Annotated in this window: 22 protein-coding genes; 14 read left to right on the top strand and 8 right to left on the bottom strand. The window is 69.7% G+C overall.

The window, feature by feature from the left end; genetic code table 11:
- The first annotated feature begins 42 nt into the window (after positions 1 to 42).
- The 5 genes from LC041_RS06950 to LC041_RS06930 are packed head-to-tail and all read left to right on the top strand — an operon-like array spanning position 43 to position 4,803.
- Entirely contained in the window at positions 43 to 1,500 is a 1,458-nt protein-coding gene (locus LC041_RS06950; RefSeq protein WP_226532337.1) for an APC family permease, read from the top strand.
- 43 nt (positions 1,501 to 1,543) lie between these two features.
- Positions 1,544 to 2,383, top strand: coding sequence for a molybdenum cofactor biosynthesis F family protein (locus LC041_RS06945; RefSeq protein ID WP_226532336.1), 840 nt, complete (start codon positions 1,544 to 1,546; stop codon positions 2,381 to 2,383).
- Position 2,384: 1 nt separating this feature from the next.
- Positions 2,385 to 4,028 (top strand): amidohydrolase, encoded by a 1,644-nt coding sequence (locus LC041_RS06940; RefSeq protein ID WP_226532334.1) that lies wholly within the window; start codon positions 2,385 to 2,387, stop codon positions 4,026 to 4,028.
- Between the two features lie 27 nt (positions 4,029 to 4,055).
- Positions 4,056 to 4,412, top strand: a complete 357-nt coding sequence (locus tag LC041_RS06935; RefSeq protein ID WP_226532333.1) for a YidH family protein — start codon at positions 4,056 to 4,058, stop codon at positions 4,410 to 4,412.
- Positions 4,413 to 4,425: 13 nt separating this feature from the next.
- Positions 4,426 to 4,803, top strand: coding sequence for a DUF202 domain-containing protein (locus LC041_RS06930; protein WP_226532332.1), 378 nt, complete (start codon positions 4,426 to 4,428; stop codon positions 4,801 to 4,803).
- Positions 4,804 to 4,845: 42 nt separating this feature from the next.
- Here the strand turns inward: LC041_RS06930 and LC041_RS06925 are convergent, their stop codons facing one another.
- Genes LC041_RS06925 through LC041_RS06905 form a run of 5 tightly spaced genes read right to left on the bottom strand, consistent with a single transcriptional unit; the run spans position 4,846 to position 10,572 of the window.
- Entirely contained in the window at positions 4,846 to 7,161 is a 2,316-nt protein-coding gene (locus LC041_RS06925; protein ID WP_226532331.1) for an arylsulfatase, read from the bottom strand.
- A complete protein-coding gene (locus tag LC041_RS06920; RefSeq protein WP_226532330.1) occupies positions 7,162 to 7,950 on the bottom strand; it encodes an ABC transporter ATP-binding protein in 789 nt (262 codons plus the stop codon). It lies immediately after the preceding gene.
- Positions 7,947 to 8,783 (bottom strand): ABC transporter permease, encoded by an 837-nt coding sequence (locus LC041_RS06915; protein ID WP_226532329.1) that lies wholly within the window; start codon positions 8,781 to 8,783, stop codon positions 7,947 to 7,949. The genes LC041_RS06920 and LC041_RS06915 overlap by 4 nt, the downstream gene beginning before the upstream one ends.
- On the bottom strand, positions 8,783 to 9,562 hold the full coding sequence (locus tag LC041_RS06910) for an ABC transporter permease (protein ID WP_226532328.1): 780 nt from the start codon (positions 9,560 to 9,562) through the stop codon (positions 8,783 to 8,785). Before LC041_RS06910 ends, LC041_RS06915 begins: the two co-directional genes overlap by 1 nt.
- A gap of 5 nt (positions 9,563 to 9,567) precedes the next feature.
- Entirely contained in the window at positions 9,568 to 10,572 is a 1,005-nt protein-coding gene (locus tag LC041_RS06905; protein WP_226532327.1) for an ABC transporter substrate-binding protein, read from the bottom strand.
- Positions 10,573 to 10,722: 150 nt separating this feature from the next.
- Between LC041_RS06905 and LC041_RS06900 the strand changes: the two genes are divergently transcribed.
- Complete coding sequence (locus LC041_RS06900; RefSeq protein WP_226532326.1) at positions 10,723 to 11,334, top strand: TetR/AcrR family transcriptional regulator; 612 nt, start codon at positions 10,723 to 10,725, stop codon at positions 11,332 to 11,334.
- A 92-nt stretch (positions 11,335 to 11,426) separates the two neighbouring features.
- Here LC041_RS06900 and LC041_RS06895 read toward each other — a convergent pair whose 3' ends face one another.
- From LC041_RS06895 to LC041_RS06885, 3 genes are all read right to left on the bottom strand, one after another.
- Positions 11,427 to 12,890, bottom strand: a complete 1,464-nt coding sequence (locus LC041_RS06895) for a GMC family oxidoreductase (protein ID WP_226532325.1) — start codon at positions 12,888 to 12,890, stop codon at positions 11,427 to 11,429.
- 3 nt (positions 12,891 to 12,893) lie between these two features.
- The gene (locus LC041_RS06890) at positions 12,894 to 14,333 is read right to left on the bottom strand and encodes an aldehyde dehydrogenase family protein (RefSeq protein WP_226532323.1); all 1,440 of its coding nucleotides are present in this window, start codon (positions 14,331 to 14,333) and stop codon (positions 12,894 to 12,896) included.
- Positions 14,334 to 14,604: 271 nt separating this feature from the next.
- Entirely contained in the window at positions 14,605 to 15,042 is a 438-nt protein-coding gene (locus LC041_RS06885) for an Lrp/AsnC family transcriptional regulator (RefSeq protein ID WP_226532321.1), read from the bottom strand.
- 154 nt (positions 15,043 to 15,196) lie between these two features.
- Here LC041_RS06885 and LC041_RS06880 point away from each other — a divergent pair, with 154 nt between their 5' ends.
- From LC041_RS06880 to paaZ, 8 genes are all read left to right on the top strand, one after another.
- Positions 15,197 to 16,315 (top strand): thiamine pyrophosphate-dependent enzyme, encoded by a 1,119-nt coding sequence (locus LC041_RS06880; RefSeq protein ID WP_226532319.1) that lies wholly within the window; start codon positions 15,197 to 15,199, stop codon positions 16,313 to 16,315.
- Positions 16,312 to 17,340: an alpha-ketoacid dehydrogenase subunit beta gene (locus tag LC041_RS06875; protein WP_226532318.1), complete on the top strand. Its 1,029-nt coding sequence runs from the start codon at positions 16,312 to 16,314 to the stop codon at positions 17,338 to 17,340. Before LC041_RS06880 ends, LC041_RS06875 begins: the two co-directional genes overlap by 4 nt.
- Positions 17,337 to 18,734 carry a dihydrolipoamide acetyltransferase family protein gene (locus tag LC041_RS06870; protein ID WP_226532317.1) on the top strand — a complete coding sequence of 466 codons (1,398 nt, stop codon included), beginning with the start codon at positions 17,337 to 17,339 and terminating at the stop codon, positions 18,732 to 18,734. The genes LC041_RS06875 and LC041_RS06870 overlap by 4 nt, the downstream gene beginning before the upstream one ends.
- A gap of 134 nt (positions 18,735 to 18,868) precedes the next feature.
- Entirely contained in the window at positions 18,869 to 20,188 is a 1,320-nt protein-coding gene (locus LC041_RS06865) for an MFS transporter (protein ID WP_226532316.1), read from the top strand.
- Between the two features lie 131 nt (positions 20,189 to 20,319).
- Positions 20,320 to 21,507 carry an acetyl-CoA C-acyltransferase gene (locus tag LC041_RS06860; RefSeq protein WP_226532315.1) on the top strand — a complete coding sequence of 396 codons (1,188 nt, stop codon included), beginning with the start codon at positions 20,320 to 20,322 and terminating at the stop codon, positions 21,505 to 21,507.
- Positions 21,507 to 22,262: an enoyl-CoA hydratase/isomerase family protein gene (locus LC041_RS06855; protein ID WP_226532313.1), complete on the top strand. Its 756-nt coding sequence runs from the start codon at positions 21,507 to 21,509 to the stop codon at positions 22,260 to 22,262. Before LC041_RS06860 ends, LC041_RS06855 begins: the two co-directional genes overlap by 1 nt.
- On the top strand, positions 22,259 to 23,125 hold the full coding sequence (locus tag LC041_RS06850) for a 3-hydroxyacyl-CoA dehydrogenase family protein (protein ID WP_226532311.1): 867 nt from the start codon (positions 22,259 to 22,261) through the stop codon (positions 23,123 to 23,125). Before LC041_RS06855 ends, LC041_RS06850 begins: the two co-directional genes overlap by 4 nt.
- Positions 23,126 to 23,139: 14 nt before the next feature.
- Positions 23,140 to 25,224: a phenylacetic acid degradation bifunctional protein PaaZ gene (paaZ, locus tag LC041_RS06845; protein ID WP_226532309.1), complete on the top strand. Its 2,085-nt coding sequence runs from the start codon at positions 23,140 to 23,142 to the stop codon at positions 25,222 to 25,224.
- Positions 25,225 to 25,246 lie beyond the last annotated feature (22 nt).

Here is a 25,246-nt window from a genome sequence, read left to right as displayed (position 1 = left end):
GATGCCGTGTCCGCACGGCCGTCACCCAGCAAAGGAGCCGACGTGGCAGAACCGACATCTACGTCCACGACGACGCAGAACCACACTTCCCTCCGCCCCGGCGCCCTCGGCGTCGCCGGCATCGTCTTCCTCGTCCTCGCCGCGGTCGCCCCGCTGACCGGCATCGTGGTCGTCGCCTCGCTGGCCATCGCCCTCGGCAACGGCGGCGGCACGCCGATGTCGTTCTTCCTCGTCGCAGCGATCCTGCTGCTCTTCGCCATCGGCTATGCCCAGATGTCGAAGCAGCTGGTCAATGCGGGCGGCTTCTACGCCTTCGTGGTGAAGGGGCTCGGGCGCACCGGAGGACTGATCGCCGGACTGATCGCGACGCTCGGGTACAACTTCTTCGTCGTCGGCACGATAGGCACGAGCGGCTTCTTCATGCAGACGATCATCCGCGACCTCACCGGACTCGACGTGAACTGGCTGATCTGGGGCCTCCTGTCGATCGTGGTGTGCTTCGTGCTCGCCCGGATCGGCGTCGACTTCAGCTCCAAGGTGCTGGGTGTGTGCCTGGTGCTGGAAGTGCTGATGCTGGTCGTGTTCGACATCTCGGTGCTCGTGCAGACCGGGTACGACGTGGCGGCGTTCAGCCCCGAAGCCGTCTTCTCCGGGTCGCTGCCGATCGGCCTGCTGCTCGCGGCAACGGGATTCCTCGGGTTCGAGGCGACGGCGCTGTTCAGCGAAGAGGCGAAGCAGCCGCTGCGCACCATCCCGCGCGCCACCTACACCTCGATCATCGCGATCGGCGTCATCCTCGGAGTCACCACGTGGGCCGTGGTGAGCGCCACGGGCGTCGCGCAGGCGCAGGCCACCGCTCTCGAGCATCTGCCCACCGGCGACCTGATCTTCTCGCTCTCGCAGCAGTATCTCGGCAGCCCCCTCACGACCGTGATGATGATCCTGCTGCTGGTCAGCCTGTTCGCGGCGATGCTGGCCTTCCACAACTCCGCGACCCGCTACCTCTACTCCCTCGGGCGCGCCAGGATCCTCCCCCGGGCGCTGGCCCGCACGCGTGCGAACGGTGCCCCGCAGCTCGCAGGGATCGTGCAGGCGTCGTTCGCCGGCATCGTCGCGATCATCTTCGCGCTCGCCGGCGCGGACCCGATCGTCACCCTCGTCCCCGCGATGCTGGGCTTCGGCACCCTGAGCGTGCTCATCCTGCAGGGACTGGCGGCCATCTCGATCGTGGTGTATTTCCGCAGACACCGCGACCCGCGCTGGTGGAGCACGTTCATCGCCCCCGGCATCGGCTTCCTCGGCATCGCCGCGATCTCGATCCTCGCCGTCGTGAACTTCGACATCGTGGCCGGGTCCGAGGAACTGGCCATCCGACTGATGCCGCTGCTCCTGGTGGTCGCCCTCATCGGCGGCATCGTCTACGGCGCCTATCTCAAGCGGTCCCGGCCCGCCGTGTACGAGGGCCTCGCCACCGACCTGGAGAAGTTCAGCGACCGCTGACCCCTCCCCGCACCCCTCCCCGACCGAAGGAACGAACGACACCATGACGACCCTGAACCCCGCCGACACCTCCACCTGGCTGCCGCTGGAGGGCCTCGCCCCCGGCTTCGATGCCAACAAGGCTCCGCACAGCACTGCGCTGAGCGGCCGCGAGATCACGGTCGTCGACGGCCGAGGCACGCGGATCGTGCACCGTTTCGCCGATGACACCGTGACCTGGGACTACCGACCGGGGGCGGATGACCCGACGGAGGCGGCCTCCGACACCGATGACTACGAGGCGTTCGAGGTCGATCGCGACCTCTACTTCGTGCAGTTCCACCACCGCTACCTGCCGAACGAGGCCGTCTCGCTGATCCTCGACCTGCGCGATGGCCGCGCACTGGCTGTGATCTCCGACATCCTCCCCGCCCCTGAGAAGGGACGCACCCGGGTGCAGCACCACTTCGCGCCGGGAGTGATCGAGGGCATCGAGGTCTCCGGCACCGAACCCGCCCCGACGACGACACTCATCGGACGCCGCGTGGAGTGGGTCTACAGCACGGAGCACGCGTACGAGCACGTCTACCTCTCGCCGCGGTGGTACTCGTGGCAGTGCCTCGCCGGCCCCGAGCGCGGACTGGCCGACACCGACGAGAACAGCGTGTGGGAGGTGCGCCCCGGCATCTACGTGTTCGCCTGGCGCGAGAAGGTGATCCCGTGCGCCTCGGTGACGATCGCCGATCACCGCGACGTCAACGCGATCCGCTCCCACGGTGTGCTCTTCGGCCTCGACGAGAGCGGCGAGGTGCCCACGCACTTCACCTTCGGCGCGCACGGGCGTCTGCTCTCGACCACCCTGCACACTCCGGAGCTCGAGCCCGCGACGTTCGGAGACCGTTGACATGACCGACGTCGCCGACCTCATCGTCACCGGCTCCGTGATCCGCACCGCCGATCGAGCGAACCCCACCGTCGAGGCCTTCGCCGTGCGCGACGGGCGGATCCTCGCGGTCGGATCCCGTGCCGACATCGAAGCGTTCCGCGGACGCCGGACGCAGTCGCTCGAGGTCGGCGACGCGGCCGTGTACCCCGGCTTCGTCGATGTGCACAACCACCATGCCCTCGCCGGCCGCACCGAACTGTTCGAGCTGTCGCTGGCTCCCTCGCTGACGCTGGACGAGATCCTCGACCGGGTCAGGGCGAAAGCCGCCGAGCTCCCCGAAGACGCCTGGATCGTGGGCGGTGCCGTGGCCACCACCCTGCTGCCGGCCCTCGCGAACACCGCGAGCCGACTCCGTCTCGACGAAGCCAGCGGAGGGCGTCCCGTCATGCTGATGGAAGACTCCCGCCACAACCGCTGGGCGAACAGCCGCGCACTCGAACTCGCCGGGATCACCGCGGATCGTCTGCCCCCGTCCGGTTCGGCGCTTCTCGACCCGGATGACGGAACACCGACCGGTGTGCTGTTCGAAGCAGCGGGCATCCCGGTGCAGGAGGCCTACGACCGCAGCGGCGGACTCACCCCCGCGCAGCACGCGGCCGCGTCACGCCGCGGAATCGAGATCCTCAACTCCTTCGGCGTCACGGCCTTTCAGGACGCCGGGGTGTCGGTCGAGATCCTCGGCGCGCTGGCCGACCTCGACCGGGAGGACGAGCTCGACGCCTGGGTCGTCTCCTCCCTGCTGATCAACGACGAGATCTTCGGCTTCGACCCGATCGGCGAACCGCTGCTCGACCGCGGCGAGGAGTTCCGCACCGCGCACCACCGTCCCGATTTCGTGAAGATCTTCCTCGACGGTGTCCCGCCGGCCCGCACGGCGTCGTTCCTGGAGCCCTATCTGGAGGATGCCGCGCACGGCGCACACTTCCACGGCGAGACCACCATGACGCTCGATGAGCTCACGGGGTGGCTGCGCTCCGTGGCACAGCGCGGCCTCGGGGCCAAGGTGCACTGCACCGGTGACGGCTCCGCCCGCCTCGTGCTCGACGCCACGGAGCAGTTGCGCGCCGAGGGCTTCACCACCCCGGTGCAGATCGCGCACGGCCAGTTCCTGGCGGACTCGGACATCCCCCGCCTGAAGTCCCTCGATGTCTCGGCCGACATCTCGCCGTTCATCTGGTACCCGGGAGTCATCCCGCAGGCGCTGACCGAGGTGCTCGGAGAGCGCGCGGAGCACTCCCAGCCGAACCGGGCGCTGATCGACGCAGGAGCCCGGGTCGCCGGCGGCTCGGACTGGCCCGTGAGCGATTCGCCGAACACGCTGGAGGGTCTGCAGGGTCTCGTGACACGAGCCGACCCGCTCGGACGAGCCCCGGGCACCCTCTGGCCCGAGCAGGCCATCACCCCCGAGGAGGCGCTGGAGGTCTTCACGATCAACGCCGCGGCCGCGATGGGGCTCGACGCCGAGACCGGTTCGCTGACGCCGGGGAAATCGGCGGACTTCGTCGTGCTCGCCCGCGACGCCATCGCCGGCCCGGCGGACGAGATCGTGCACACCGCGGTGGTATCGACCTGGTTCGCCGGCCGCCGCGTCCACGGCGACTGACGCATGCCACGCGGATACGATGAGGCGATGAAGCGGTTCCCGGCATCCGTGTACTCCGTCGGAGAGGAACCCGATCCTCGTTTCTCGCTCGCCAACGAACGCACGTTCCTGGCGTGGACGCGGACCGGCCTGGCCCTGATCGCGGGAGGAGTCGCGCTCGAGGTCCTCGGCCTCGACCTCCACCCCGGGTTCCGACTCGCCGCGTCGCTGCTGCTCATGGTCGCGGGGACCGCGGTCGCACCGCTCGCCTGGTGGGAGTGGATGCGGGCGGAGCGGGCGCTGCGCCGATCGCGACCGCTCCCCGGGGCGTTCTCCGCCGTCCTCCTCGCCGTGGTCGTCGTCCTGGTCGGACTGCTCGTGCTGGCCGGCGTCCTGTGGCGCTGACAGAGCCCCGACCATGAGGAGACGTCCGGCCGCCGAGCCCGACCGTCTGTACGACCCTGGTCTGCAGCCGGAGCGCACGGAGCTGGCCTGGCGCCGCACGGCTCTCGCGATCGCGGTCGGCTCCCTGATCTCGCTGCGGATCTTCCCGTTGGTCCTGCCCAGCGGCGCCGGGGGCTGGGGATTCGTTCCCGGCGCGATCGGACTGGGTGCCGCGTGCCTGCTCTGGTTCGCCGCACGTCGCCGCCAACGGCGGGTCACCGCCGTGCTGACCGGCGCGGCATCGGGTGCGCCCCCGGGTGGCGGGCTGCTCGTCGTGCTCGCGGTGTTCGGCACGGGCTTCGGCGTCGTCGCCCTCGCGCTCGTCGCGATCGCGCTGCGGGTGGGCGGCTGACATCGGCGACCCCTCAGACACCGACATCAGCCGCTCACCGGATCAGTCGGCGACCGCCAGGACCGCCCGTCCGACCGCGCGCAACACCGTCGGGTCCTGAGGCGAGCGCGCACCGGGGAGGTAGCGCACGCGGTGCAGTCCACCGCCCCGGAACGGGAACGTGCGATGCTGCTCGTGCAGCTCCCAGTCGACGGGTCCGCCGAAGTCGTAGCCCACGCTGATGCCCGTGAACGGGGACATGCCGATGAGCATCGGCACGCTGCCGATCGCCGCCACGCGTTCCCCGTCCACCTCGACCGTCAGTCGCCAGCGCAGCCCGGGGTGCTCGTCGACACGCAGCACGAGCCGGTGCTCCCCCGGCGACAGCTGCGCCCCGCGGGCACGGTGCATCGCGCCGTAGGCGTTGTAGACGACGAGGGGCGCCCCGCGGTCGATCGCCAGCAGATAGCCTCCGCCCTGATCCCCGTGGGCCACGATCACCCCCGCCACGTCGGTCTCCGTCGTGAGATCGACCTCGACCGCGAACGAGCGCAGTACGGTGAGCTTCGCCGAACGGAACCGCTCCAGCGGAGGACGGAAGGGCACCAGGTCGATCGCCGCGGAGAACGGTTCCTCGGTGTCGGGTCGCAGGCGGAACAGCGCACCTTCATCGTCGAGGGGGAACACGGTGTTGCGCCAGGCCTCCGCCTGCCAGCGCGCCGCCATCGCCGCGACGCGTTCCGGGTGATCGGCGGCGACGTCCTCGGTCTCGGTGGGGTCGGCCGCAAGGTCGTAGAGCTCCCAGACGCCACCCGCGGGGCCCTCGTCCTTCGTCGGAGGAACGGTCGAGAGGGCCTTCCACCGTCCATCGACGAGCGCCCGTCGCCCGACGCACTCGAAGTACTGGGCCTCGCGGCCCGGCGCCGTGGGGCGGGCGAGCACGTCGACGACGCTCCCGCCGTCCATCTCGAGCGCCGGACGCCCGCGCCGCTGAGCCAGGGCCGGCACACCGCACAGTTCCAGGAGGGTCGGTGCGAGGTCCGAGACGAAGACGAACTGGTCGCGAAGGCCTCCCGCCATCGGGGCGTCCGGCCACGAGATGATCAGCGGGGCGTGGACGCCGCCTTCGTACGTCGTGGCCTTGAACGAGCGGAACGGCGTGTTCGAGACCCGCGCCCATCCGGTCGGGTACTGACCGAACACCTGCGGACCACCGAGGTCCTCCACCGGGCGCGGCACGTCGGTGATCCACCCCTCGGGCATCGCACCGTGCGCGCCGAACTGGGCGAAGTAGCTCCGCGTGCCGGTCGGTCCGCCCTCGGCCGTCCCGCCGTTGTCGCTGGCGATCACGACGATCGTGTTCCCGCGCTCGCCGCTGCGGTCGAGCCGATCGAGCAGTCGCCCCACACTCTGATCGATCTCGTCCACGGCCGCGGCGTAGACCTCCATGTGTCGCGCGAACAGCCGTCTCTCCTCGGCGGAGAGGTCATCCCACGCGGGGATCTGGTCGCCGTCGGCGATCGCGTCCCCGGGGAGCTCCGCGTGGTCGGGGACGATGCCGCGCTCGCGTTGACGGGCGAACCGCTCGGCCCGCAGGACGTTCCATCCGGCCTCGTAGCGGCCTCGGTACTTCTCGATATCGACGTCCTTCGCCTGAATCGGCCCATGCACGGCGGTGTGCGCGTAGTACAGGAAGAACGGTTTGTCCGGATCGTTCACCCGCAGGTCGTCGATCATGCCGATGGCACGGTCCGTCAGCTCGTCGGTGAGGAAGAAACCCTCGGGGTACTCGCGGAGGTCGACGACCGAGTTGTCCTGCACCAGACGATGCGGATGGTGCAGCGACGTGAAGCCGTCCATGCTCCCGAAGTACCGATCGAATCCGCGCTGCAGCGGCCAGGTGCTGCGGTCGGCACCGTCGTGAAGGCGCGATTCGAGCGTGAGGTGCCACTTCCCGACCATGAACGTCGCGTAGCCCCCGGCACGCAGCGACTCCGCCAGGGTCGGGGCGTCCTCCGGGAGCTCGCAGCTGAACCCCGGATAGCCGGGGTCGATGTGCGCGACGAAGCCGAAGCCCGCCCGGTGCGGATTCAGTCCGGTGAGCAGCGCCGCCCTCGCGGGCGAGCACATCGGCGCGGTGCGGTAGTTGGTGAACACCCACCCGTCGTCGGCGAGGCCGTCGATGCGCGGCGTCTCGATCTCGCTGCCGAACGGTCCGAGGTCACTGAAACCGAGATCGTCGATCAGCATCACGATCACGTTGGGGGCCTTCGCGCCCGGGCGCTGCGGCTGCGGCCACCAGGGCTCGGAATCGGAGGTGAACTCCGCGGCGTGCCCCGCGAAGTGCTCATAGCCGCGCGCATCCATCGGCATCGACATCTAGCCCGCCTTCCGGATCAGCCCGAAGATCTCGGTGCGCAGCTCCGCGAACGCCGGGAGCGCACGCGTGGTCAGCTGGTCCCGCGGCGCCCCGAAGTCGATCTCGACGATCTCGGTCACCTTCGCCGGACGCTCCCCGAGCACCACGACCCGGTCCGACAGGTACACCGCCTCGTCGATGTCGTGCGTCACGACCACGATCGTCATGCCGAACTGCTCGCGGATGCGCAGGCAGAGGTCCTCCAGCTCGAACCGGGTCTGCGCATCGACCGACGCGAAGGGCTCGTCCATCACGAGCACCTCGGGCCGATAGGCGATCGCGCGCGCTATCGCCACGCGCTGCTGCATCCCGCCGGACAGCTGCCACGGGAACTTGGACTCGGCTCCCGCGAGCCCGACGGCGGTGAGTGCCGACGCCACCCGCTCCTCGCGTTCCGCAGCGGACAGGCGCAGGTGCTTGAGCGGCAACCGCACGTTCTTCTCGACCGTGAGCCAGGGCATCAGCGACCGGGTGTACTCCTGGAACACGAGAGCCATCTCCTCGGGCGGTCCCTCGATGACATTCCCGTCGATCGCAGCGCTGCCCGCGGTGATGCTCTGCAGCCCGGTGAGGCACTTCAGCAACGTGGTCTTGCCGATGCCGGATGGCCCGACGATGCAGCACACCTCCCCGACGCGGACATCGAAGGTGAGGTCGGCGATCACGGGGACGAGGCCGTTCTTCGTCGGGTAGGACTTCGCGAGGCCGCGCACGCTGAGGCGGACGGGGGCCTGTTCGATGGTGGTCATGCGTTCTTCTCCTGTTGCTGGGAGGCGATGTACCAGCGCAGCACGCGGCGCCGGAAGAGGGTGAACACGGCGGTGGCCGCATAGCCGATGACCCCGAGGACGAGGATGCCCGCCCACATGTCGGGGATCGCGAAGGACTGCTGGGCGAGCAGGGTCGCGGCGCCGAGCCCGGTGGAGGATCCCAGCATCTCGCTGGCGATCATGACCACGAACGCGGTGATGAGACTGACCTGCATCCCGGAGAGGATGCGCGGGCTCGCAGACGGCAGCACCACGGAGAACAGCCGCTCCGGGCCGCTCAGCCGATAGACGCGGCTCACCATCTCGAGCGTCGGCTCGCCGGCGCGCACACCGTCGATCGTCGAGATGAGGATGGGGAAGACGGCGGCGAGGGTGATCGACAGGATCCGCGTCTCGTTGCCGAATCCGATGAGCGACACGAAGATCGGCACGAGCGCCACGGGCGGAATCGCGCGGAAGAAGTGGATGGTCGGCTCCACCAGCCAGCTCAGCGGACGGATGAGGCCGAGCACCAGACCGAGCAGGACACCGATCACGGTCGCCAGCAGGAAGGAGACCACGAGGTTCCCGACCGAGGAGGCGACGTCCACCAGGAAGGCGGGTGTCTGCACCAGCTGCCACAGCCGCTGCAGGATCACCTGGAGCGGCGGGAAGAAGGCGTTGGTGGACGCGGCGGAGACGAACCACCACAGCGCCAGCAGCAGGACGGGGACGGCGATCTCTGCCCCCACGAGGACGCCGCGGGGAAGCGTGCCCTGCCCGCGGCGGCGCGCGAGACGTGCAGGGGTCTGGATCGAGGTGGTGAGCGTCATCAGAGGACCTGCTTCCGGTATTGCGGATGCCAGTGCAGCAGTCGCCGCTCGCCCCACTGGCTGAGCCCCTGGACGACCAGGCCGAGCGTGCCGAGGATGAGCACGTAGGCGAAGAGCTGGGCCTGGTTGCCGGAGATCTGCGAGAGCAGCAGGCTCTGTCCGAGTCCGGGGCCGCCGCCGAGGAGTCCCGCGACGACGGCGACGACGAGCGAGGTCGGCGCGGCGACGCGGATCGCGGTGCCGATGTAGGGCAGTGCACTCGGCAGCACGATGCGCCCCAGGATCTCGGCGCGTCCCATGCCGTAGGACCGCCCCGTCGCCCGTGCGACGGGGTCGGTGTCGAAGACGCCGGCGGAGGCCTGGACGGCGATCGCGATGAAGCACCCGAAGAACACCAGGAAGATCCCCATGGCCTGCGTCGGGCCGAGTACCAGCACGACGATCGGCAGGATGACGATCGGCGGGATGGGCTTGAGGAACTCCAGCGGCACGCGGGTCGCGTGCATCGCCAGCGGGGAGGTGCCGATGGCGACCCCGAGCACGACACCGATGACGATGGCGAGCAGCAGCCCGGTCAATGCCATCGTCAGGGTGTCGCCGACGGCTGTCCAGGTGGCCGAGGTCCCGAGCAGGCGCACGGCCGCACCGATCGCCTCGGTCGCCGCGGGGAGCGGTGACCCTGCGAGCGGCCCCGTCGTCGCCGACCACTCCCAGAGGGCCAGCGCCGAGAGGACGCCGACGGCCCCGATCAGCGGAGGAAGGAGCGTGGAACGGATCATGGTGTTCACTCCACGCCGACGATGACGCCTTCGAGATCGACCGGCGCAGGCAGGTAGCCGAGGGCGACGAGCTTCTCGTTGACCCGGTCGAGGTCGATCGATGCGACCTCGGCGGGCCAGAAGGGCAGCTTCACGTCGTCGACGCTCAGGGTCGAGCCGGTGGCGTCGATGCCGGCCTGGATCGCTTCTTCCGGGTGCTCGTTCGCATAGGCGTTGCTCTTCGCCACCGCACGCTGGAACCCGGCGATCGCATCCGCCTTCGCGGCGATCGTGCTGTCACCCGCGGTCCAGAGTCCGACGGCACCTTCTTCGAAGAATCCGACCGACGGGGCGGCGAGGAAGACGGCTCCGGCGGCGTCCGCCTCGCCCGTGAACGGGCTGACCAGACCCGCCGCATCCACGTTCCCGCTCTGGAGCGCGGCCACGGCCGAGGTGAAGTCGAGCACGACCCACTCGACCGAGGCGGGGTCGACGCCTTCGCGATCGAGCGTGTCGGAGATGACGACCTCGAGCTGCGCCTTGCGCGCGGGCACCGCGATGGTCGCGCCTTCCAGATCGGCGACGGAGGTGATGCCGCTCGCGGCGGACGCATACAGTCCGGTGTCATCGATCGAGGCGGGGTCCTCCCCCTCCGCGGCCCCGCCCACGAAACCGTCTGCGGGGGCGATGACCTTCAACGGGACGCCGCTGGAGAGCGCGTTGAGCAGCGGGATGCTCGGCGCATACGCCACATCGACCTGTCCGCTCTGGGCCGCCGCGAGGCCGGCAGGCGGATTCGCCACGACCGAGGTCTCGAGTGCGATCCCCTCCTCCTCGAAGAACCCCTGCTCCTGGCCGACGATCAGGGCGCCGTCGGAGACGAGGCCGATCGTCGCCACTTTGAGCGTCGTCAGCTCTCCGTCGCCGCCCGAGGGCGAGGAGGCGGGTGCAGACGTGCAGGCGGCGAGAGCGAGCACGCCGGCCGCCACGGCGACTCCGGATGCCCGACGTGCGAGACGTGTGACGTTCATGAGAATTCCTCTGCGAGTTAGTCACCAGTTGGTGATTTTAAAGATCGTAGTCTTGCTTTGCTTTTGATTGATCACGATCGGGTTACATTAGTCACCAGTTGGTGACTAAAAATGGCAAGCGGATAGTGTGAGTTGCGAGGGGGAAACAGCATGCCGAAGATCGTCGACCATGAGGAGCGGCGCACGCACATCGCGGACGCTGCGACGCAGGTGATCATCCGGGTGGGGTTCGACAGCCTCACGATGCGGGAGATCGCCACGGAAGCGGGCTATGCCCACGGCGCGATCGCGCGATACTTCCCCGACAAGAGGAGCATCCTCACCGCCGCGTTCCTGCGCCTGTACACGCTCGCGAACGACCGCATCCACGCCCGCATCGAAGGCGTGCGCGGACTGGAGGCGCTCGAGCGGATGTGCCGCGAGATCCTCCCCTACAGCCCGAACGGCCCGCTGTACGCCAAGGTGGTGATCGCCTTCTGGGACCACGCATCGCAGGATGACGAGGTCACCCGCATCCACCGGGTGAACAACCTGCACTGGCGCGACCTGTTCCGTCAGTGTCTGGCGGAGGCGCGTGACGACGGCGAGCTCGCCGACGACATCGACATCGAGACCGCGGTCAACGAGATCGCCGCGCGCAATGCGGGCTGGCAGATGGTCTCGGTGCTGATGCCGGACTCGGCGGGCGACGGCCGGCTGAACGACGGACTCGACGCCCTGCTGACCACCCTCCGCCGCCCGGCTGTGCCGCACTCGAGCTGAGCGGTCGACGCCCCCGCTCATCGTCGGCACCCCGTGGTGCGGACGACCGCGACCGGGGGTCTCGACGACGAACGGGGGTCTCGACATCGCCCTCAGCCCTCCAGGAGGAAGTGAGCGCCGCGCTCTCCGATCATCGCGGCGGGGGCGTTGGTGTTGCCGGTGGGCACGGTCGGCATGACCGACGCATCGATCACGCGCAATCCCGCGACGCCGTGGACGCGCAACTGCGGATCGACCACGGCCTCGGCATCGGTCCCCATGCGACACGTGCCGACCTGGTGGTGGTAGGTGATCGCGGTGCGTCGCACCCAGTCCTCGACACCGTCGTCCGACACCTCGGGACCGGGGTAGACCTCGACCGCGCCCCAGTCCTCGGCGAGCGCGGGGCGCGCTCCGATCCGGCGTGCCTGACGCACGGAGGCGGCGAGGGACGCCACATCGCGCTCATCCTCCAGCGCCGCCAGATCGATGTCCGGCAGATCGGCGAGTCCGGGGCCGGTGAGCCGGAGGGCACCACGGCTGTGCGGTGTCACCAGCCCCGCCATCAGCGTGAACCCGTCATCGCCCCGCGGTTCGAGCTCCCCCCACATCGGGACGGAGAAGTGGATCGGCTGCGTGTCGGGCTCGGCGAGATCGTCGCGACTGCGCCAGAAGAGGTGGGTCTGGGTGACGGACACCCCTGGCTGCGGGGGCCCGACCGGACGCCCCGTCGTGAAGATCACCGGTGACAGCAGATGGTCGTGCAGGTTCCGTCCGACTCCGGGCGAGTCCTGCACGACCGGAATCCCGAGCGCGGTGAGGTCGGCCGCTGGACCGATCCCCGAACGCAGCAGGATCACGGGCGAGCCGATCGCACCGGCCGCGAGGACCACCTCATCGGCGAGGACCTCCTCGGAAGCGTCCCCCTCCCCCAGCTGCACACCGACCGCCCTGCCGTCGCGGACGATCACCGAGTGCACCTCGCGGCCGGTGAGGATCGTCATCCGATCGGCGACGGGCTGCGCATAGGCCGTCCAGGTGTTGACCCGGCGCCCGTCGCGCATGGTCACCTGCTCCTGCGAGACCCCGTCGAGCGTCCCGCCGTTGTAGTTTGGGTTGTGCGGGAGCCCTTCCTGCACCGCGGCGTCGATGATGGAGGCCTGGATGGGCGACAGCGCATAGTCGTCGGTCACAGGGAGCAGGTCGTTCTCGATCGCGTCGTAGACGGGTTCGACGTCGGCCCAGCTCCAGCCGGTCGCACCGCTGCGTTCCCAGGCGTCGTAGTCGGACGCCGCCCCGCGCACCCAGATCATCGCGTTCAAGGCGTGCGATCCGCCGGTGACCTTGCCGCGCGGCAGGTGCAGTCGGCGGCCGCCCGCGTGTTCCTGGGGGACGGTGTAGTAGTCCCAGTCCTCGGCGGAGTGCCACAGCTCCCCTGCCCGAGAAGGGTCGTGGATGGCCGGGTTCGTGTCGTACCCGCCGGCTTCGACCAGGGTCACCGCGACGCCGGCGTCTGCGAGACGACGCGCGACGATGGCTCCGGAGGTCCCCGCTCCGACGACGATGGCAGAGCGCACGGGTCAGCCCTTCCGGCCCGGCCCCGAGACGACCTGGGTCACGGCGACGGATTTGAGCCCCTCGACGCCGAACTCCAGCCCGTAGCCCGAGCTCTTCACCCCGCCGAACGGCACCATCGGGTGCAGTCCACCGTGCGAGTTGATCCAGACCGTGCCGGACTGCATGCGCGAGGCCGCCTCACGCGCCGCCTCCGGGTCGCTGGACCAGACCGAGGCGCCGAGTCCCACGTCCAGCGAGTTCGCCCAGGCGAAGGCCTCGTCCACGTCGGTGTAGCGGATGACCGGGAGTGCGGGACCGAACTGCTCCTCCTGCACGAGCGCCGCGTCGTTGTCGATGTCGGCGACGATGGTGGGGCGGTAGAAGAGCTCGCCCAGCTCGGGGGCGGACTCGCCGCCGGTGACGATACGGGCACCGCGGCTCTTCGCATCCTCGACCAGGCGGCTGACGATGTCGAACTGTGCGCGGTTCTGCAGCGGCCCGAGGACGTTGTTCTCGTCGAGGCCGTTCCCCATCGGCACGGATCCGGCGATGGCGGCGAGAGCTGCGACGACCTCGTCGTAGACCGAGTCGTGCACGTACAGACGCTTCATCGCGGCACAGGTCTGCCCCGTGTTGATGAACGCACCCCAGAAGAGGTCCTCCGCGATCGCCGCCGGGTCGGTGCCGGGGAGGACGATGCCGGCGTCGTTGCCGCCGAGTTCGAGCGTCAGACGCGCCAGGTTGCCGGCGGAGCTCTCGATGATGCGGCGGCCGGTGGCGGTCGAGCCCGTGAACATGATCTTGGCGATGTCGGGGTGTGAGGCGAGCCGGGCACCGACCTCGCGATCACCGGAGACACCGATCAGGACATCGGCGGGCAGCACCTCGTTCATCACCGCGATCATCGCGAGCACGCTCAGGGGCGTGTATTCGCTCGGCTTCGCCACGACGGTGTTGCCCATCCGCAGCGAAGGTCCGATCTGCCAGACGGTGATCATGAGGGGCCAGTTCCACGGACCGATGGCACCGACGACGCCGGCCGCCTTGTACACGAGCTCTGCATGCAGGGTCTCGTCGTCCACCAGCACCTGCGGCTCGAGCGCGGTGGTCGCGTTGGTGCGCAGCCAGGCGGAGCAGGCGCCGAGCTCGAAGCGGGCGTTCGGGCCGTTGAGCGGCTTTCCCTGCTCCCGGGAGAGCAGGTAGGCGAGACCTTCGGCGTTGGCGTCGATGGCATCGGCCGCGGCGAGGAGCAGCGCACTGCGCTCCTCGTGACCGAGCGCCTCCCACGCCGGCTGGGCCGCCTTGGCACGAGCGATCGCGGCATCGAGGTCGTCGACGGTGGCGACAGGGGCGCGGCCGATGACCTCCCTGGTCGCGGCATCCGGGATCTCCCTGCCTGCGCCTTCCGGTGCCTGGATGCGGTCGAGCAGCGCGGCGGCTGCGGAAGCGGCGGAATCGGACATCGGGGACTCTCCTTCGAGCGTGACGCGGGCCAGCGACGGTCGAGAAGCTGGTCGTTCCCTCATTCTCGACCGGCGTTCCTCCCGGCACTTGTCGCGGAGCGCGCCGCAGATGTCCGAGTGCGAAGGAAGCCGTGCCCCGGAGCGGCTCTCATGACGAAGGAGAACTCTCGTCTCGAAAGAGCATCCACCGAATGCGGTCCTTCGAAACGTGAGTTCTCCTTCACTCCAGGTGGCAGGGCGGGGTGGCGGGGCGGGGTGGCAGGGGCGGGACTCAGGCGCGCGGGTAGTCCTCGAAGATCAGCGTGGTCCTGGTCGAGCGGATCGACGGGATCGCCTGGATGTCCTCCAGCACGATGCGGCGCAGGTCGCGCGCGTCGTTCGCCCGCACGAGCAGGATCACGTCGAAGTCGCCGCCGACCAACGCCATGTGCTCGATCTCCGGGATCGCGCGCAGCCGTTCGCTCACCGCCTGCCAGGTCGCCTGCTCGATGGCGAGGGTGACGTACGCGCTCGCGTGGTGCCCGAGAAGGACGGGGTCGGTGCGCACCGCGTACCCGATGATGACCCCGGCGTCCGTGAGGCGTTTGATCCGCGCGTGCGCGCCGGCGCGAGAGATGTGCACGGCGTCCGCGATCGCGGTCATCGAGGAGCGCGCGTCGCGACGCAGCTCCTCGAGGATCGCTCGATCCGTGTCGTCCAACGTGATCATGTGCCCCCCCTTCCGACGGCCAGAGAATACTGACACTTCGATCAAGAATGCACCATTCGATGCGCTTTCATCCAGGATTCGACGAATGATCTTGGATGACTGTCGCGCACGGAGGCATGCTTTCTCCAACGAGTTCGGCAAGGAGGGCGAGCGAATGCAGCACACCGACCTGCTCCCGCAAGACACCGCGGTGCAACTGATCGATGAGAACGGCACGCCCGTCGCAGACGCGCAGTACCGGATGCCCGACGGCGAGACGCTGCTGGCCGCCTACCGGGGGCTCGTCGAGGGACGACGGATCAACGATCAGGCCGGTGCGCTCGTACGCCAGGGCCGTCTGGCCGTCTATCCCTCCTCGCAGGGCCAGGAGGCATGCCAGGTCGCCGCCGCGATGGTCCTCGGGGACGACGACTGGCTCTTCCCGACGTATCGCGATTCGGTCGCCGTCATCGCCCGCGGTGTCGAGCCCGCCGACGCGCTGGTGCTCCTCAAGGGCGACTGGCACTCGGGGTACGACGTCCGCGCCCACCGAGTCGCACCCCAGGCGACTCCGTTGGCGACCCAGCTCCTGCACGCCGTCGGCTTCGCGCAGGCTGCGAAGCACCGCGGCGAGGACACGGTGGTGCTCGCCCTCTGCGGCGACGGGGCGACGAGCGAGGGCGACTTCCACGAAGCCATGAACTTCGCGGCCGTCTTCCACGTCCCCGTCGTGTTCTTCGTGCAGAACAACGAGTTCGCCATCTCCGTCCCGCTCTCGCGGCAGACCGCCGCTCCTTCCCTCGCGCACAAGGCGATCGGCTACGGGATGCCGGGGCGGCGCGTCGATGGCAACGACGTCGCCGCCGTGCTGGCCGTGCTCGGCGAGGCCGTGGAGCGCGCCCGCACGGGTGGAGGCCCCTCGCTGGTCGAGGCCCACACCTACCGGATGCAGGCGCACACCAATGCCGACGACGACACCCGCTACCGCGAGCGCGAGGAAGTGCAGGCCTGGGTCGCCCGCGACCCGCTCGCCCGGTTGCGGGCGCACCTCACCGCCACGGGCGACCTCGACGCGGACGCCGAGGAGCGCTTCGCGGCCGGCGCGGAGGAGATCGCAGCAGCCATGCGCACCGCTCTGAACACCGACGCCGATCTCGATCCCGAAGACCTGTTCCGCCATGTGACCGCGACCCGCTCGTCGCAGCTGGACGAGCAGTGGCACCTGCTGCGCGACGAGATCGAACGTTCACGACTCGCCGACGCTGGCACCGCGACGAACGGAGATCACCGATGACCATCGCGCAGGACGACACCACGACGCGAAACGACGTCGGGACGACGGCCACGATGACGATGGCCGCTGCCCTCAACCGTGCTCTCGCCGATGCGATCGAGTCCGATCCGGACGTCGTGGTCTTCGGCGAGGACGTGGGGGCGCTCGGCGGCGTCTTCCGCATCACCGACGGCCTCACTGACCGCTTCGGCGAGGATCGCTGCTTCGACACCCCGCTCGCCGAATCCGGCATCGTGGGCACCGCCGTCGGCATGGCGATGAACGGCCTGCGGCCGGTCGTCGAGTTGCAGTTCGACGCCTTCGCGCTACCCGCATTCGAGCAGATCGTCAGCCACGTCGCCAAGCTCGGGAACCGCACGCGTGGCGGCTTGCGGATGCCCCTGGTGATCCGCATCCCGTTCGGCGGCGGCATCGGCGGCGTCGAGCACCACTGCGATTCCTCCGAGGCGTACTACGCGCACACCCCCGGCCTCACGGTCGTCAGCCCCTCGACGCCGCAGGATGCGTACTCGCTGCTGCGTGCGGCCATCTCCTCCCCTGACCCCGTGATCTTCCTGGAGCCGAAGAAGCTGTACTGGTCCAAGGGCGAGGTCGACACCGCGCAGACCGTCGAGCTCGGCACCGCCCGTGTCGCCCGGGACGGCACGGATGTGACGCTCCTCGCCTACGGATCCTCGGTCCCCCTCGCGCTGGAGGTCGCCGACGTCGCCGCCGCGGAAGGACGCAGCGTGCAGGTCGTCGATGTCCGCTCTCTCTCGCCGTTCGACGACGCGACGGTCACGGCGGCCGTGAAGTCCACGGGTAGGGCCGTCGTCATCGCCGAAGCCCCGGGCTACGTGAGCGTCGCATCCGAGATCCAGGCGCGCGTGTTCGAGCGCTGCTTCGAGTACCTCGCGGCACCCGTGCGCCGGGTCACCGGCTTCGACACCCCCTATGCGCCTCCGAAGTTCGAGCACTGGTATCTGCCCGACGTCGACCGCGTGCTCGACGCGATCGACACGCTGCACTGGGAGGACGAGGCATGAGCACGCCGACGAAAGCCGTGCGGACCGGTCAGGTGTTCCGTCTTCCCGACCTGGGCGAGGGGCTGACCGAGGCGGGGCTGGTGCAGTGGCTCGTCGCGGTCGGCGACACGATCGTCACCGACCAGCCCATCGCCGAGGTGGAGACGGCGAAGAGCGTCGTCGAGTTGCCGTCGCCGTTCGCCGGCGTCGTGACTGCCCTGCACGGCACTGTCGGCGACACGATCGAGGTCGGTGCCCCGGTGCTCGAAGTCGTCGACCCGGCGGCCGCGCCGCAGCCGCCCAGCGCCTCGGGCGAAGCGCAGAGCGACGCGCCGTCGGAGATCGAGCACGAGGCGTACCGCGAGGAGGAGCGCGCCGGCTCGGGGAACGTACTGATCGGCTACGGGACCACCGCACCTGCAGCCACGGGGCGCCGCCGCCCGGCCGCGGCCGCCGCCAGGGCCACCGCTCCCCCCTCCCCCGCCCCCGAGAGCGCTGTGGCCCCGCCCCCGAGCGCACACCGCCCCGTCGCCGTGCGCTCTCCGATCGTGCGCCGACTCGCACGCGATCTGGGACTCGACGTCCACACGATCACCGCGACGGGCCCGGACGGGGCGATCACACGCGCCGATGTGCTGCAGGCGGCCGTCGAGAACGCGGTCGACGGTGCCGCAGCGCATCATCGCGCGGCCACCGGGACCGGCGAGAGCGTGGACGGGTTGGGCGTGGTGTCACGCGAGCGGATGTCCGCCCTGCGCCGAGCCGTCAGCGCGAAGCTGAGCCGCAGCAGGTCCGAGATCCCCGAGGCGACGGTCTGGGTCGATGTCGATGCGACGGAGCTGTGGGACCTCCGCGCCCGGATGGCACCGGAGGGAGGAAGAGCCCCGTCGGTGACGGCTCTGCTCGCGCGCTTCGTCCTGCTGGCGCTCGAGGACTTCCCCGTGCTGGCCTCGCGGCTCAGCGAGAACGGCGAGGAGGTGATCTCGTTCGACGGCGTGAACCTCGGAATCGCCGCCGACACCGAGCGCGGCCTGCTCGTCCCGGTCGTGCCCCGCGCGCACACGCTGACCGTGGAGCAGCTGGACACCGCTCTGCGAGAGCTCGCCACCACGGCCAGAGCCGGATCGATGCCGCCGGAGCGTCTGCGCGGTTCGACCTTCACCCTCAACAACTACGGCGGCCTCGGCGTCGACGGCTCGGCCGCGATCATCAACCACCCGGACGTCGCGATCCTCGGCATCGGCCGGATCATCGAGCGGCCGTGGGTCGTGGAGGGCGCGATCGTCGCGCGGCGCATCGCCCAGCTCTCGCTCGCGTTCGACCACCGCGTGTGCGACGGCGGGTACGCGGCGGGGTTCCTCCGGCGAGTGACGGAGCTCGTGGAACATCCACTGCGCGCGTTCGGGAGGGTCTGAGCCGGATTTCCGGCGCACCGACGCGGCGAGCCCCGCGATGCGATACGCTCGGCGATTAACTGACCGACCATTCGGTCATGAATACTCGTCGGCACCCGGCCGTCGAGCTCGACTCGCAGAACAACGGAGTTCGCATGACATCAGCAGTGTCCGAAGACATCCAGAAGGCGCGGATGCCCGCCGAGGAGCGACGGGTACTCGCCGGCACCCTCGTCGGAACCTCGATCGAGTGGTACGACTTCTTCATCTACGCCCAGGCCGCTGGACTGGTGCTCGCCCCCCTGTTCCTCGCACCGATCGCCGAGGAGAGTCCGGGCTTCGCCCAGGTGCTCTCCTTCGCCACGATCGGCATCTCCTTCCTCTTCCGGCCCTTGGGCGCCATCGTCGCGGGACACCTCGGCGACAAGCTGGGCCGCAAGAAGATGCTCGTCTTCACGCTCATCATGATGGGACTGTCGACCTCGCTGATCGGCGTCCTCCCCACCTACGCCGCGATCGGGGTCGCAGCTCCCATCCTGCTGATCCTGCTCCGCATCCTGCAGGGCTTCTCCGCGGGCGGCGAGTGGGGCGGCGCGGCGCTGATGGCCGTGGAACACGCCCCGCGCGGGCGTCGAGGCCTGTTCGGCGCCTTCCCGCAGATCGGCGTGCCGGTCGGCATGATCCTCGCGACGTTCACACTGTGGGTGCTCACGAGCTCGATGTCGCCCGAGGCGTTCCTCGAGTGGGGCTGGCGCATCCCGTTCCTGCTGTCGATCGTGCTGATCGGGGTCGGCTACGTCATCCGCCGCGCCGTCGATGAGAGCCCGATCTTCGAGGACCTGGTGCGTCGCCGCAAGGAGGCCTCCGCCCCGCTCGGCCGGCTGTTCCGCCAGAACACCAAGCAGGTCATCCTCACCGCCGTCATCTTCATCGCGAACAACGCCGCCGGGTATCTGCTGATCGCGTTCTTCGCCACCTATGCGGTCACGGCGCTCGGCATGGATCGTCCCCCGGTGCTGCTGGCGACGACGCTCGCCTCGTTCGGCTGGCTGATCTTCACGCTCTGGGGCGGGCACCTCTCCGATCGACTCGGTCGCATCCGCACGTTCCAGATCGGCTACGTCGCGCTCGCCCTGTGGGCGGTGCCGATGTGGTTCCTGATCGACACCGCGAACATCCTCTGGTATTTCGTGGCGCTCTTCGTGATGACGTTCGCACTCGGTCTCTCCTACGGCCCGCAGGCGGCGCTGTACGCCGAGATGTTCCCGGCGAACGTGCGGTACTCGGGTGTCTCGATCGGGTATGCGCTCGGAGCCATCCTCGGCGGAGCGTTCGCTCCGATGATCGCCGAGGCGCTGTTGAACCAGTTCCAGGCGGCGTGGACGATCGGCGTCTACATCGCCGTCGCATCGGTGATCTCGCTCATCGGGGTGTCCCTGGTGAAGGAGACCAAGGGCGTCGACCTGTCGGTCTGAACGCGCACCGGCCCGCCGGCATCGCGGTGGACTCTGCGCCTGTGCCATAATTACCATACGATCGGTCAGTAATTCGCTGACCGATCGTATGGGCACGGCCAGCACCGAGACGACGCAGTCAGGAGATCCGCATGACCGAGGCATTCCTCGTCGGAGGTGCTCGCACCCCCGTCGGGCGATACGGGGGCGCTCTCGCGTCCGTCCGCCCCGACGACCTCGCAGCGATCGTGGTCGCTGAAGCCGTGCGTCGAGCCGGCATCAACGCCGCGATCGAGATCGACGAGGTGATCCTCGGTGCGGCGAATCAGGCCGGTGAGGACAACCGCAACGTCGCGAGGATGGCGGTGCTGCTCGCCGGACTCCCCGACACGGTCCCCGGCATCACGGTGAACAGGCTGTGCGCCTCGGGGATGTCCGCCGTCACGATGGCCGCGCAGGCGATCCGCGCCGGCGACGCCGACATCATCGTCGCGGGCGGCGTCGAATCCATGACACGGGCGCCCTGGGTGCAGGCCAAGCCGGAGAAGGCCTGGTCCAAGCCGGGCGCGGCGTTCGACACCTCGATCGGCTGGCGCTTCCCGAACCCCCGACTCCAGGCGCGCGACAAGGCGACCTTCACCATGCCCGAGACCGCGGAGGAGGTCGCCCGCGTCGACGGGATCACCCGCGACGAGGCGGATGCGTTCGCCCTGCGCTCACAGCAGCGCGCCAGCGCTGCGATCGCCGCCGGGCGGTTCGCGCCCGAGATCGTCGGCGTCCCGGTCGGCACCGGCGAGGTTCTGGTCGACGAGGGGCCGCGCCCGGAGACCACCCTCGAGGCTCTCGCGCGGTTGCGCCCCGTCGTCGCCGGGGGCACGGTCGTGACCGCCGGCAATTCGAGTGCGCTCAACGATGGAGCCTCGGCTGTCGTGGTGGCCAGCGCGGCCGCGATCGAGAGATACGGTCTCGTACCGCGCGCCCGGATCGTCGTCGGCACGAGCGCCGGGCTCGCCCCCGAGGTCATGGGCCTCGGCCCGGTTCCGGCGACGCAGAAGGCGCTTCACCGCTCCGGCCTGTCGATCGACGACATCGGATCGATCGAACTCAACGAGGCCTTCGCGACGCAGTCGATCGCATGCGTCCGTCGGCTCGGACTCGACGAGGCGCGGGTCAATGCCGACGGTGGCGCCATCGCCCTCGGTCACCCGCTCGGATCCTCCGGTTCCCGGCTGCTGCTCACCCTGCTCGGACGCATGGAGCGCGAGGGCTCTCGGCACGGACTCGCGACGATGTGCGTCGGCGTGGGCCAGGGCGCCGCCATGATCCTGGAGAAGGTCTGATGCCCCACGAAGCCGACGCCGAAGCGCCGCTTCTCATCGAGCGTCGCCCTGACCGGGTGATCGCCACACTCCACCGTCCGCACAAGCGGAACGCGATCGACCAGGCGACCATCGACGCGCTGCACCTCCTGTGCGCCGAGCTCGAGGAGTCGCCGCGGACCCTGATCCTCACCGGGGCAGACGGCGTGTTCGCCGCGGGCGCCGACATCGCCCAGCTGCGCGACCGCCGGGCTCCCGATGCGCTGCGCGGCATCAACGCGAACGCCTTCGTGCGCATCGCGGAGCTGCCGATGCCGGTCATCGCGGCGATCGACGGCTACGCGCTGGGGGGCGGCGCCGAACTCGCCTATGCCGCAGACATCCGGATCGCGACGCCCGCCCTCGCGATCGGCAATCCGGAGACGGGCCTCGGCATCATCGCCGCAGCCGGCGCGAGCTGGAGGCTGAAGGAGATCGTCGGCGACGCCAGAGCGATCGAGCTGCTCCTCACCGGACGCACCGTGAAGGCGGAGGAGGCTCTGCGCATCGGCCTTGTCTCGGCGATTCACGAGAGTGCCGAGCTGCTGACCGCGGCCGAAGCGGTCGCCGACCGGATCGGCCGCAACGACCCCGCAGCGACCATCGCGACGAAGCGGGTGTTCCGCGCTCCCCGCGACCGCCATCCCGCCGTCGACCTGGAGGCCCAGGCCGAGCTCTTCGAGAGCCCGGAGAAGTTCCGACGGATGACCGACTTCCTGGAACGGAGAGACCGATGACCGAGAGCAGCAGCAGCGCTCCCGTCCACGTGGGGGTGCTCGGCGGCGGGCGCATGGGCGCCGGGATCGCCCACGCGTTCCTCCTCGCAGGTTCCCGGGTGACCGTGATCGAGCGCGATGAGGTCTCCGCCGACTCCGCCGCCGCGCGCGTGCTGGCGTCCGTCGACGCGTCCATCTCCCGCGGCACCGCGAAAGAGGCCGACGACGCCTATCGGGCGCGCTTCGAGGCCGGGACGGACACCGCGCTGTTCGCTCCCTGCGACCTCGTCGTGGAAGCCGTGCCCGAGGATCTCGCGCTCAAGATCGATGCGCTCACCCGCGTCGAGGCCGTGATCGGCCCCGAGACCGCACTCGCCTCCAACACCTCCTCCATCTCGATCGATGAGCTCGCGGCGACGCTGGACCGCCCGGCCCGGTTCCTCGGCATGCACTTCTTCAATCCGGTGCCGGCCTCGACCCTGGTCGAGATCGTCCGCGGCGCGATGACACCTCCCGCAGTGGCGGACTCCGCCCGCGGCTGGATCCGCGCACTCGGCAAGACCCCGATCGTGGTGGCTGACGCGCCCGGCTTCGCGTCGTCGAGACTCGGCGTGGCCATCGGGCTCGAGGCGATCCGGATGCTGGAAGAGGGAGTCGCCTCCGCCGACGACATCGACGCCGCGATGACGCTGGGCTACAAGCATCCCGTCGGCCCGTTGCGCCTGACCGACATGGTCGGACTCGATGTCCGGCTCGGCATCGCCGAGTACCTCGCCGCCCACCTCGGCGAGCGCTTCGAGCCACCGGCCCTGCTGCGGCGCCTCGTCGCTGACGGACACCTGGGCCGCAAGAGCGGGCGCGGCTTCTACGAATGGGACGCCTGATGAAGGGAACAGACATGACCGAGATCCTCCCCAGCTATCTCCAGGGAGCCTGGTGGACGCCCGGCGCCGATGCCGAAGCGACCGAGGTGCGCGACGCATCGACAGGTCGGGTCATCGCCCGCGTCTCGACCGAGGGCATCGACCTCGAAGCGGCGCTCGCGTATGCCCGCCGGGCAGGACAGGCCTCGCTGGGCGAGCTCACCTTCCATCAGCGCGCCGTGCGCCTCAAGCAACTCGCACTCGCCCTCACGGCGCGCAAGGAGGAGCTGTACGAGATCTCGAGCCGCACCGGCGCCACCCGGCAGGACTCCTGGGTCGACATCGACGGCGGGATCGGGGTGTTGTTCGCGTACTCCAGCAAGGGCCGCCGGGAACTGCCGAACGCGAAGGTCTACGTCGACGGCGGCGTCGAGAATCTCTCCAAGGACGGCTCCTTCCTCGGCCGACACATCTACACCCGGCTCCCCGGCGTCGCGGTCCAGATCAACGCATTCAACTTCCCGGTCTGGGGAGCGCTGGAGAAGTTCGCCCCCGCGTTCCTCGCTGGCGTGCCCACCGTCGTGAAGCCGGCCACCCCGACCGGGTATCTCGCAGAGGCCATGGTGCGGATTATGGTCGAATCGGACCTCCTGCCCGAAGGCTCGCTGCAACTCGTCTCCGGTGGTGTCCCCGGGCTCTTCGACACGCTCCGGTTGGGAGACCTCGTCGCTTTCACCGGGTCGGCCTCGACCGCCGAGCGTCTGCGCGCCCACGATGCCGTGCAGACCGGGGGCGTGCGCTTCACGAGCGAGACCGACTCGATCAACGCCTCGATCCTGGGAACGGACGCGGTGTCCGGGACGCCCGAGTTCGATGCCTACGTCAAGCAACTCGTCGCCGAGATGACCACGAAGGCCGGACAGAAGTGCACCGCGATCCGTCGCGCGATCGTGCCGGCCGAGGTCGTCGACGACGTCATCCGCGCCGTGCAGGCCCGACTGTCCGAGCGCGTCGTCCTCGGCGATCCGCGTGCCGAGGGCGTGACGATGGGGCCGTTGGCCTCAACCGCACAGCGGGACGAGGTTCTCCGCCAGGTGGCCCGGCTGCAGGACGGCGGCGGTGAACTGGTGGTCGGGTCGACCGACGCACCCGACGTGCGTCACGACGACGGCAGCCAGGGACCGGCCCCGGACGGGGCCTTCGTCGCGCCGATGCTGCTGCGCTTCACTGATCCAGAGAGCGCCGCCGTCAACGAGATCGAAGCGTTCGGCCCGGTCTCGAGCATTCTCGGCTATCGCACCCTCGACGAGGCGAGTGCTCTGGTCGCCCGCGGTGGCGGCTCGCTGGTGACCAGCGTCGCGACGCACGACCCCGAGGTCGCCGTCGCCCTCGCGTCCGGGATGGCCGCCTACAACGGTCGCGTCCTGTTCCTCGACCGCGACGATGCCCGCAGTTCGACGGGCCACGGCTCACCGCTCCCGACCCTCGTCCACGGCGGCCCCGGGCGGGCCGGCGGCGGCGAGGAGCTCGGCGGCATCCGCGCGGTCCTGCATCACATGCAGCGCACCGCCGTGCAGGGCTCGCCCACCATGATGACGGCCCTGACCGGGGTGTGGCATCAGGGGGCGGATGCGCGTCCCTACCAGGAGAGCGGCGCGATGCACCCGTTCCGCAAGTCCTTGGCCGAGCTGAGCATCGGGGACCAGGTCGTGAGCGGTTCCCGCACCGTGACCCTCGACGACATCGAGACCTTCGCGGCCTTCACGGGTGACACCTTCTACGCGCACATGGACGAGACCTCGGCGGCGGCGAATCCGTTCTTCCCCGGTCGCGTCGCCCACGGGTACCTGCTCGTGTCGTGGGCGGCGGGGCTCTTCGTCGACCCGGCGCCCGGACCCGTGCTCGCGAACTCCGGGCTGGAGAACCTGCGGTTCGTGACGCCGGTCTCCCCGGGCGACGAGATCCGTGTCGAACTCACCGCCAAGCAGATCACTCCGCGCGAGACCGACGAGTACGGCGAAGTGCGCTGGGATTCGGTGCTGAAGAACCAGCGCGATGAGATCGTCGCCACCTACGACGTGCTCACCCTCGTCGCGAAGGAGCCGGTGGAGACTGCCTGAGAGAGCGCCGACGCCCCCGCCT

The sequence above is a fragment of the Microbacterium paraoxydans genome (assembly GCF_020524545.1).
In the GTDB taxonomy this organism is placed as follows: domain Bacteria; phylum Actinomycetota; class Actinomycetes; order Actinomycetales; family Microbacteriaceae; genus Microbacterium; species Microbacterium paraoxydans_C.
This window is presented reverse-complemented; position numbering and strand designations above follow the sequence as displayed.

Coding starts and splice junctions, on each gene's coding strand:
- LC041_RS06945 (WP_226532336.1), top strand. CDS start 1,544: ATGACGACCCTGAACCCCGCCGACACCTCCACCTGGCTGCCGCTGGAG.
- LC041_RS06940 (WP_226532334.1), top strand. CDS start 2,385: ATGACCGACGTCGCCGACCTCATCGTCACCGGCTCCGTGATCCGCACC.
- LC041_RS06935 (WP_226532333.1), top strand. CDS start 4,056: ATGAAGCGGTTCCCGGCATCCGTGTACTCCGTCGGAGAGGAACCCGAT.
- LC041_RS06930 (WP_226532332.1), top strand. CDS start 4,426: ATGAGGAGACGTCCGGCCGCCGAGCCCGACCGTCTGTACGACCCTGGT.
- LC041_RS06925 (WP_226532331.1), bottom strand. CDS start 7,161: ATGTCGATGCCGATGGATGCGCGCGGCTATGAGCACTTCGCGGGGCAC.
- LC041_RS06920 (WP_226532330.1), bottom strand. CDS start 7,950: ATGACCACCATCGAACAGGCCCCCGTCCGCCTCAGCGTGCGCGGCCTC.
- LC041_RS06915 (WP_226532329.1), bottom strand. CDS start 8,783: ATGACGCTCACCACCTCGATCCAGACCCCTGCACGTCTCGCGCGCCGC.
- LC041_RS06910 (WP_226532328.1), bottom strand. CDS start 9,562: ATGATCCGTTCCACGCTCCTTCCTCCGCTGATCGGGGCCGTCGGCGTC.
- LC041_RS06905 (WP_226532327.1), bottom strand. CDS start 10,572: ATGAACGTCACACGTCTCGCACGTCGGGCATCCGGAGTCGCCGTGGCG.
- LC041_RS06900 (WP_226532326.1), top strand. CDS start 10,723: ATGCCGAAGATCGTCGACCATGAGGAGCGGCGCACGCACATCGCGGAC.
- LC041_RS06890 (WP_226532323.1), bottom strand. CDS start 14,333: ATGTCCGATTCCGCCGCTTCCGCAGCCGCCGCGCTGCTCGACCGCATC.
- LC041_RS06885 (WP_226532321.1), bottom strand. CDS start 15,042: ATGATCACGTTGGACGACACGGATCGAGCGATCCTCGAGGAGCTGCGT.
- LC041_RS06880 (WP_226532319.1), top strand. CDS start 15,197: ATGCAGCACACCGACCTGCTCCCGCAAGACACCGCGGTGCAACTGATC.
- LC041_RS06875 (WP_226532318.1), top strand. CDS start 16,312: ATGACCATCGCGCAGGACGACACCACGACGCGAAACGACGTCGGGACG.
- LC041_RS06870 (WP_226532317.1), top strand. CDS start 17,337: ATGAGCACGCCGACGAAAGCCGTGCGGACCGGTCAGGTGTTCCGTCTT.
- LC041_RS06865 (WP_226532316.1), top strand. CDS start 18,869: ATGACATCAGCAGTGTCCGAAGACATCCAGAAGGCGCGGATGCCCGCC.
- LC041_RS06860 (WP_226532315.1), top strand. CDS start 20,320: ATGACCGAGGCATTCCTCGTCGGAGGTGCTCGCACCCCCGTCGGGCGA.
- LC041_RS06855 (WP_226532313.1), top strand. CDS start 21,507: ATGCCCCACGAAGCCGACGCCGAAGCGCCGCTTCTCATCGAGCGTCGC.
- LC041_RS06850 (WP_226532311.1), top strand. CDS start 22,259: ATGACCGAGAGCAGCAGCAGCGCTCCCGTCCACGTGGGGGTGCTCGGC.
- paaZ (WP_226532309.1), top strand. CDS start 23,140: ATGACCGAGATCCTCCCCAGCTATCTCCAGGGAGCCTGGTGGACGCCC.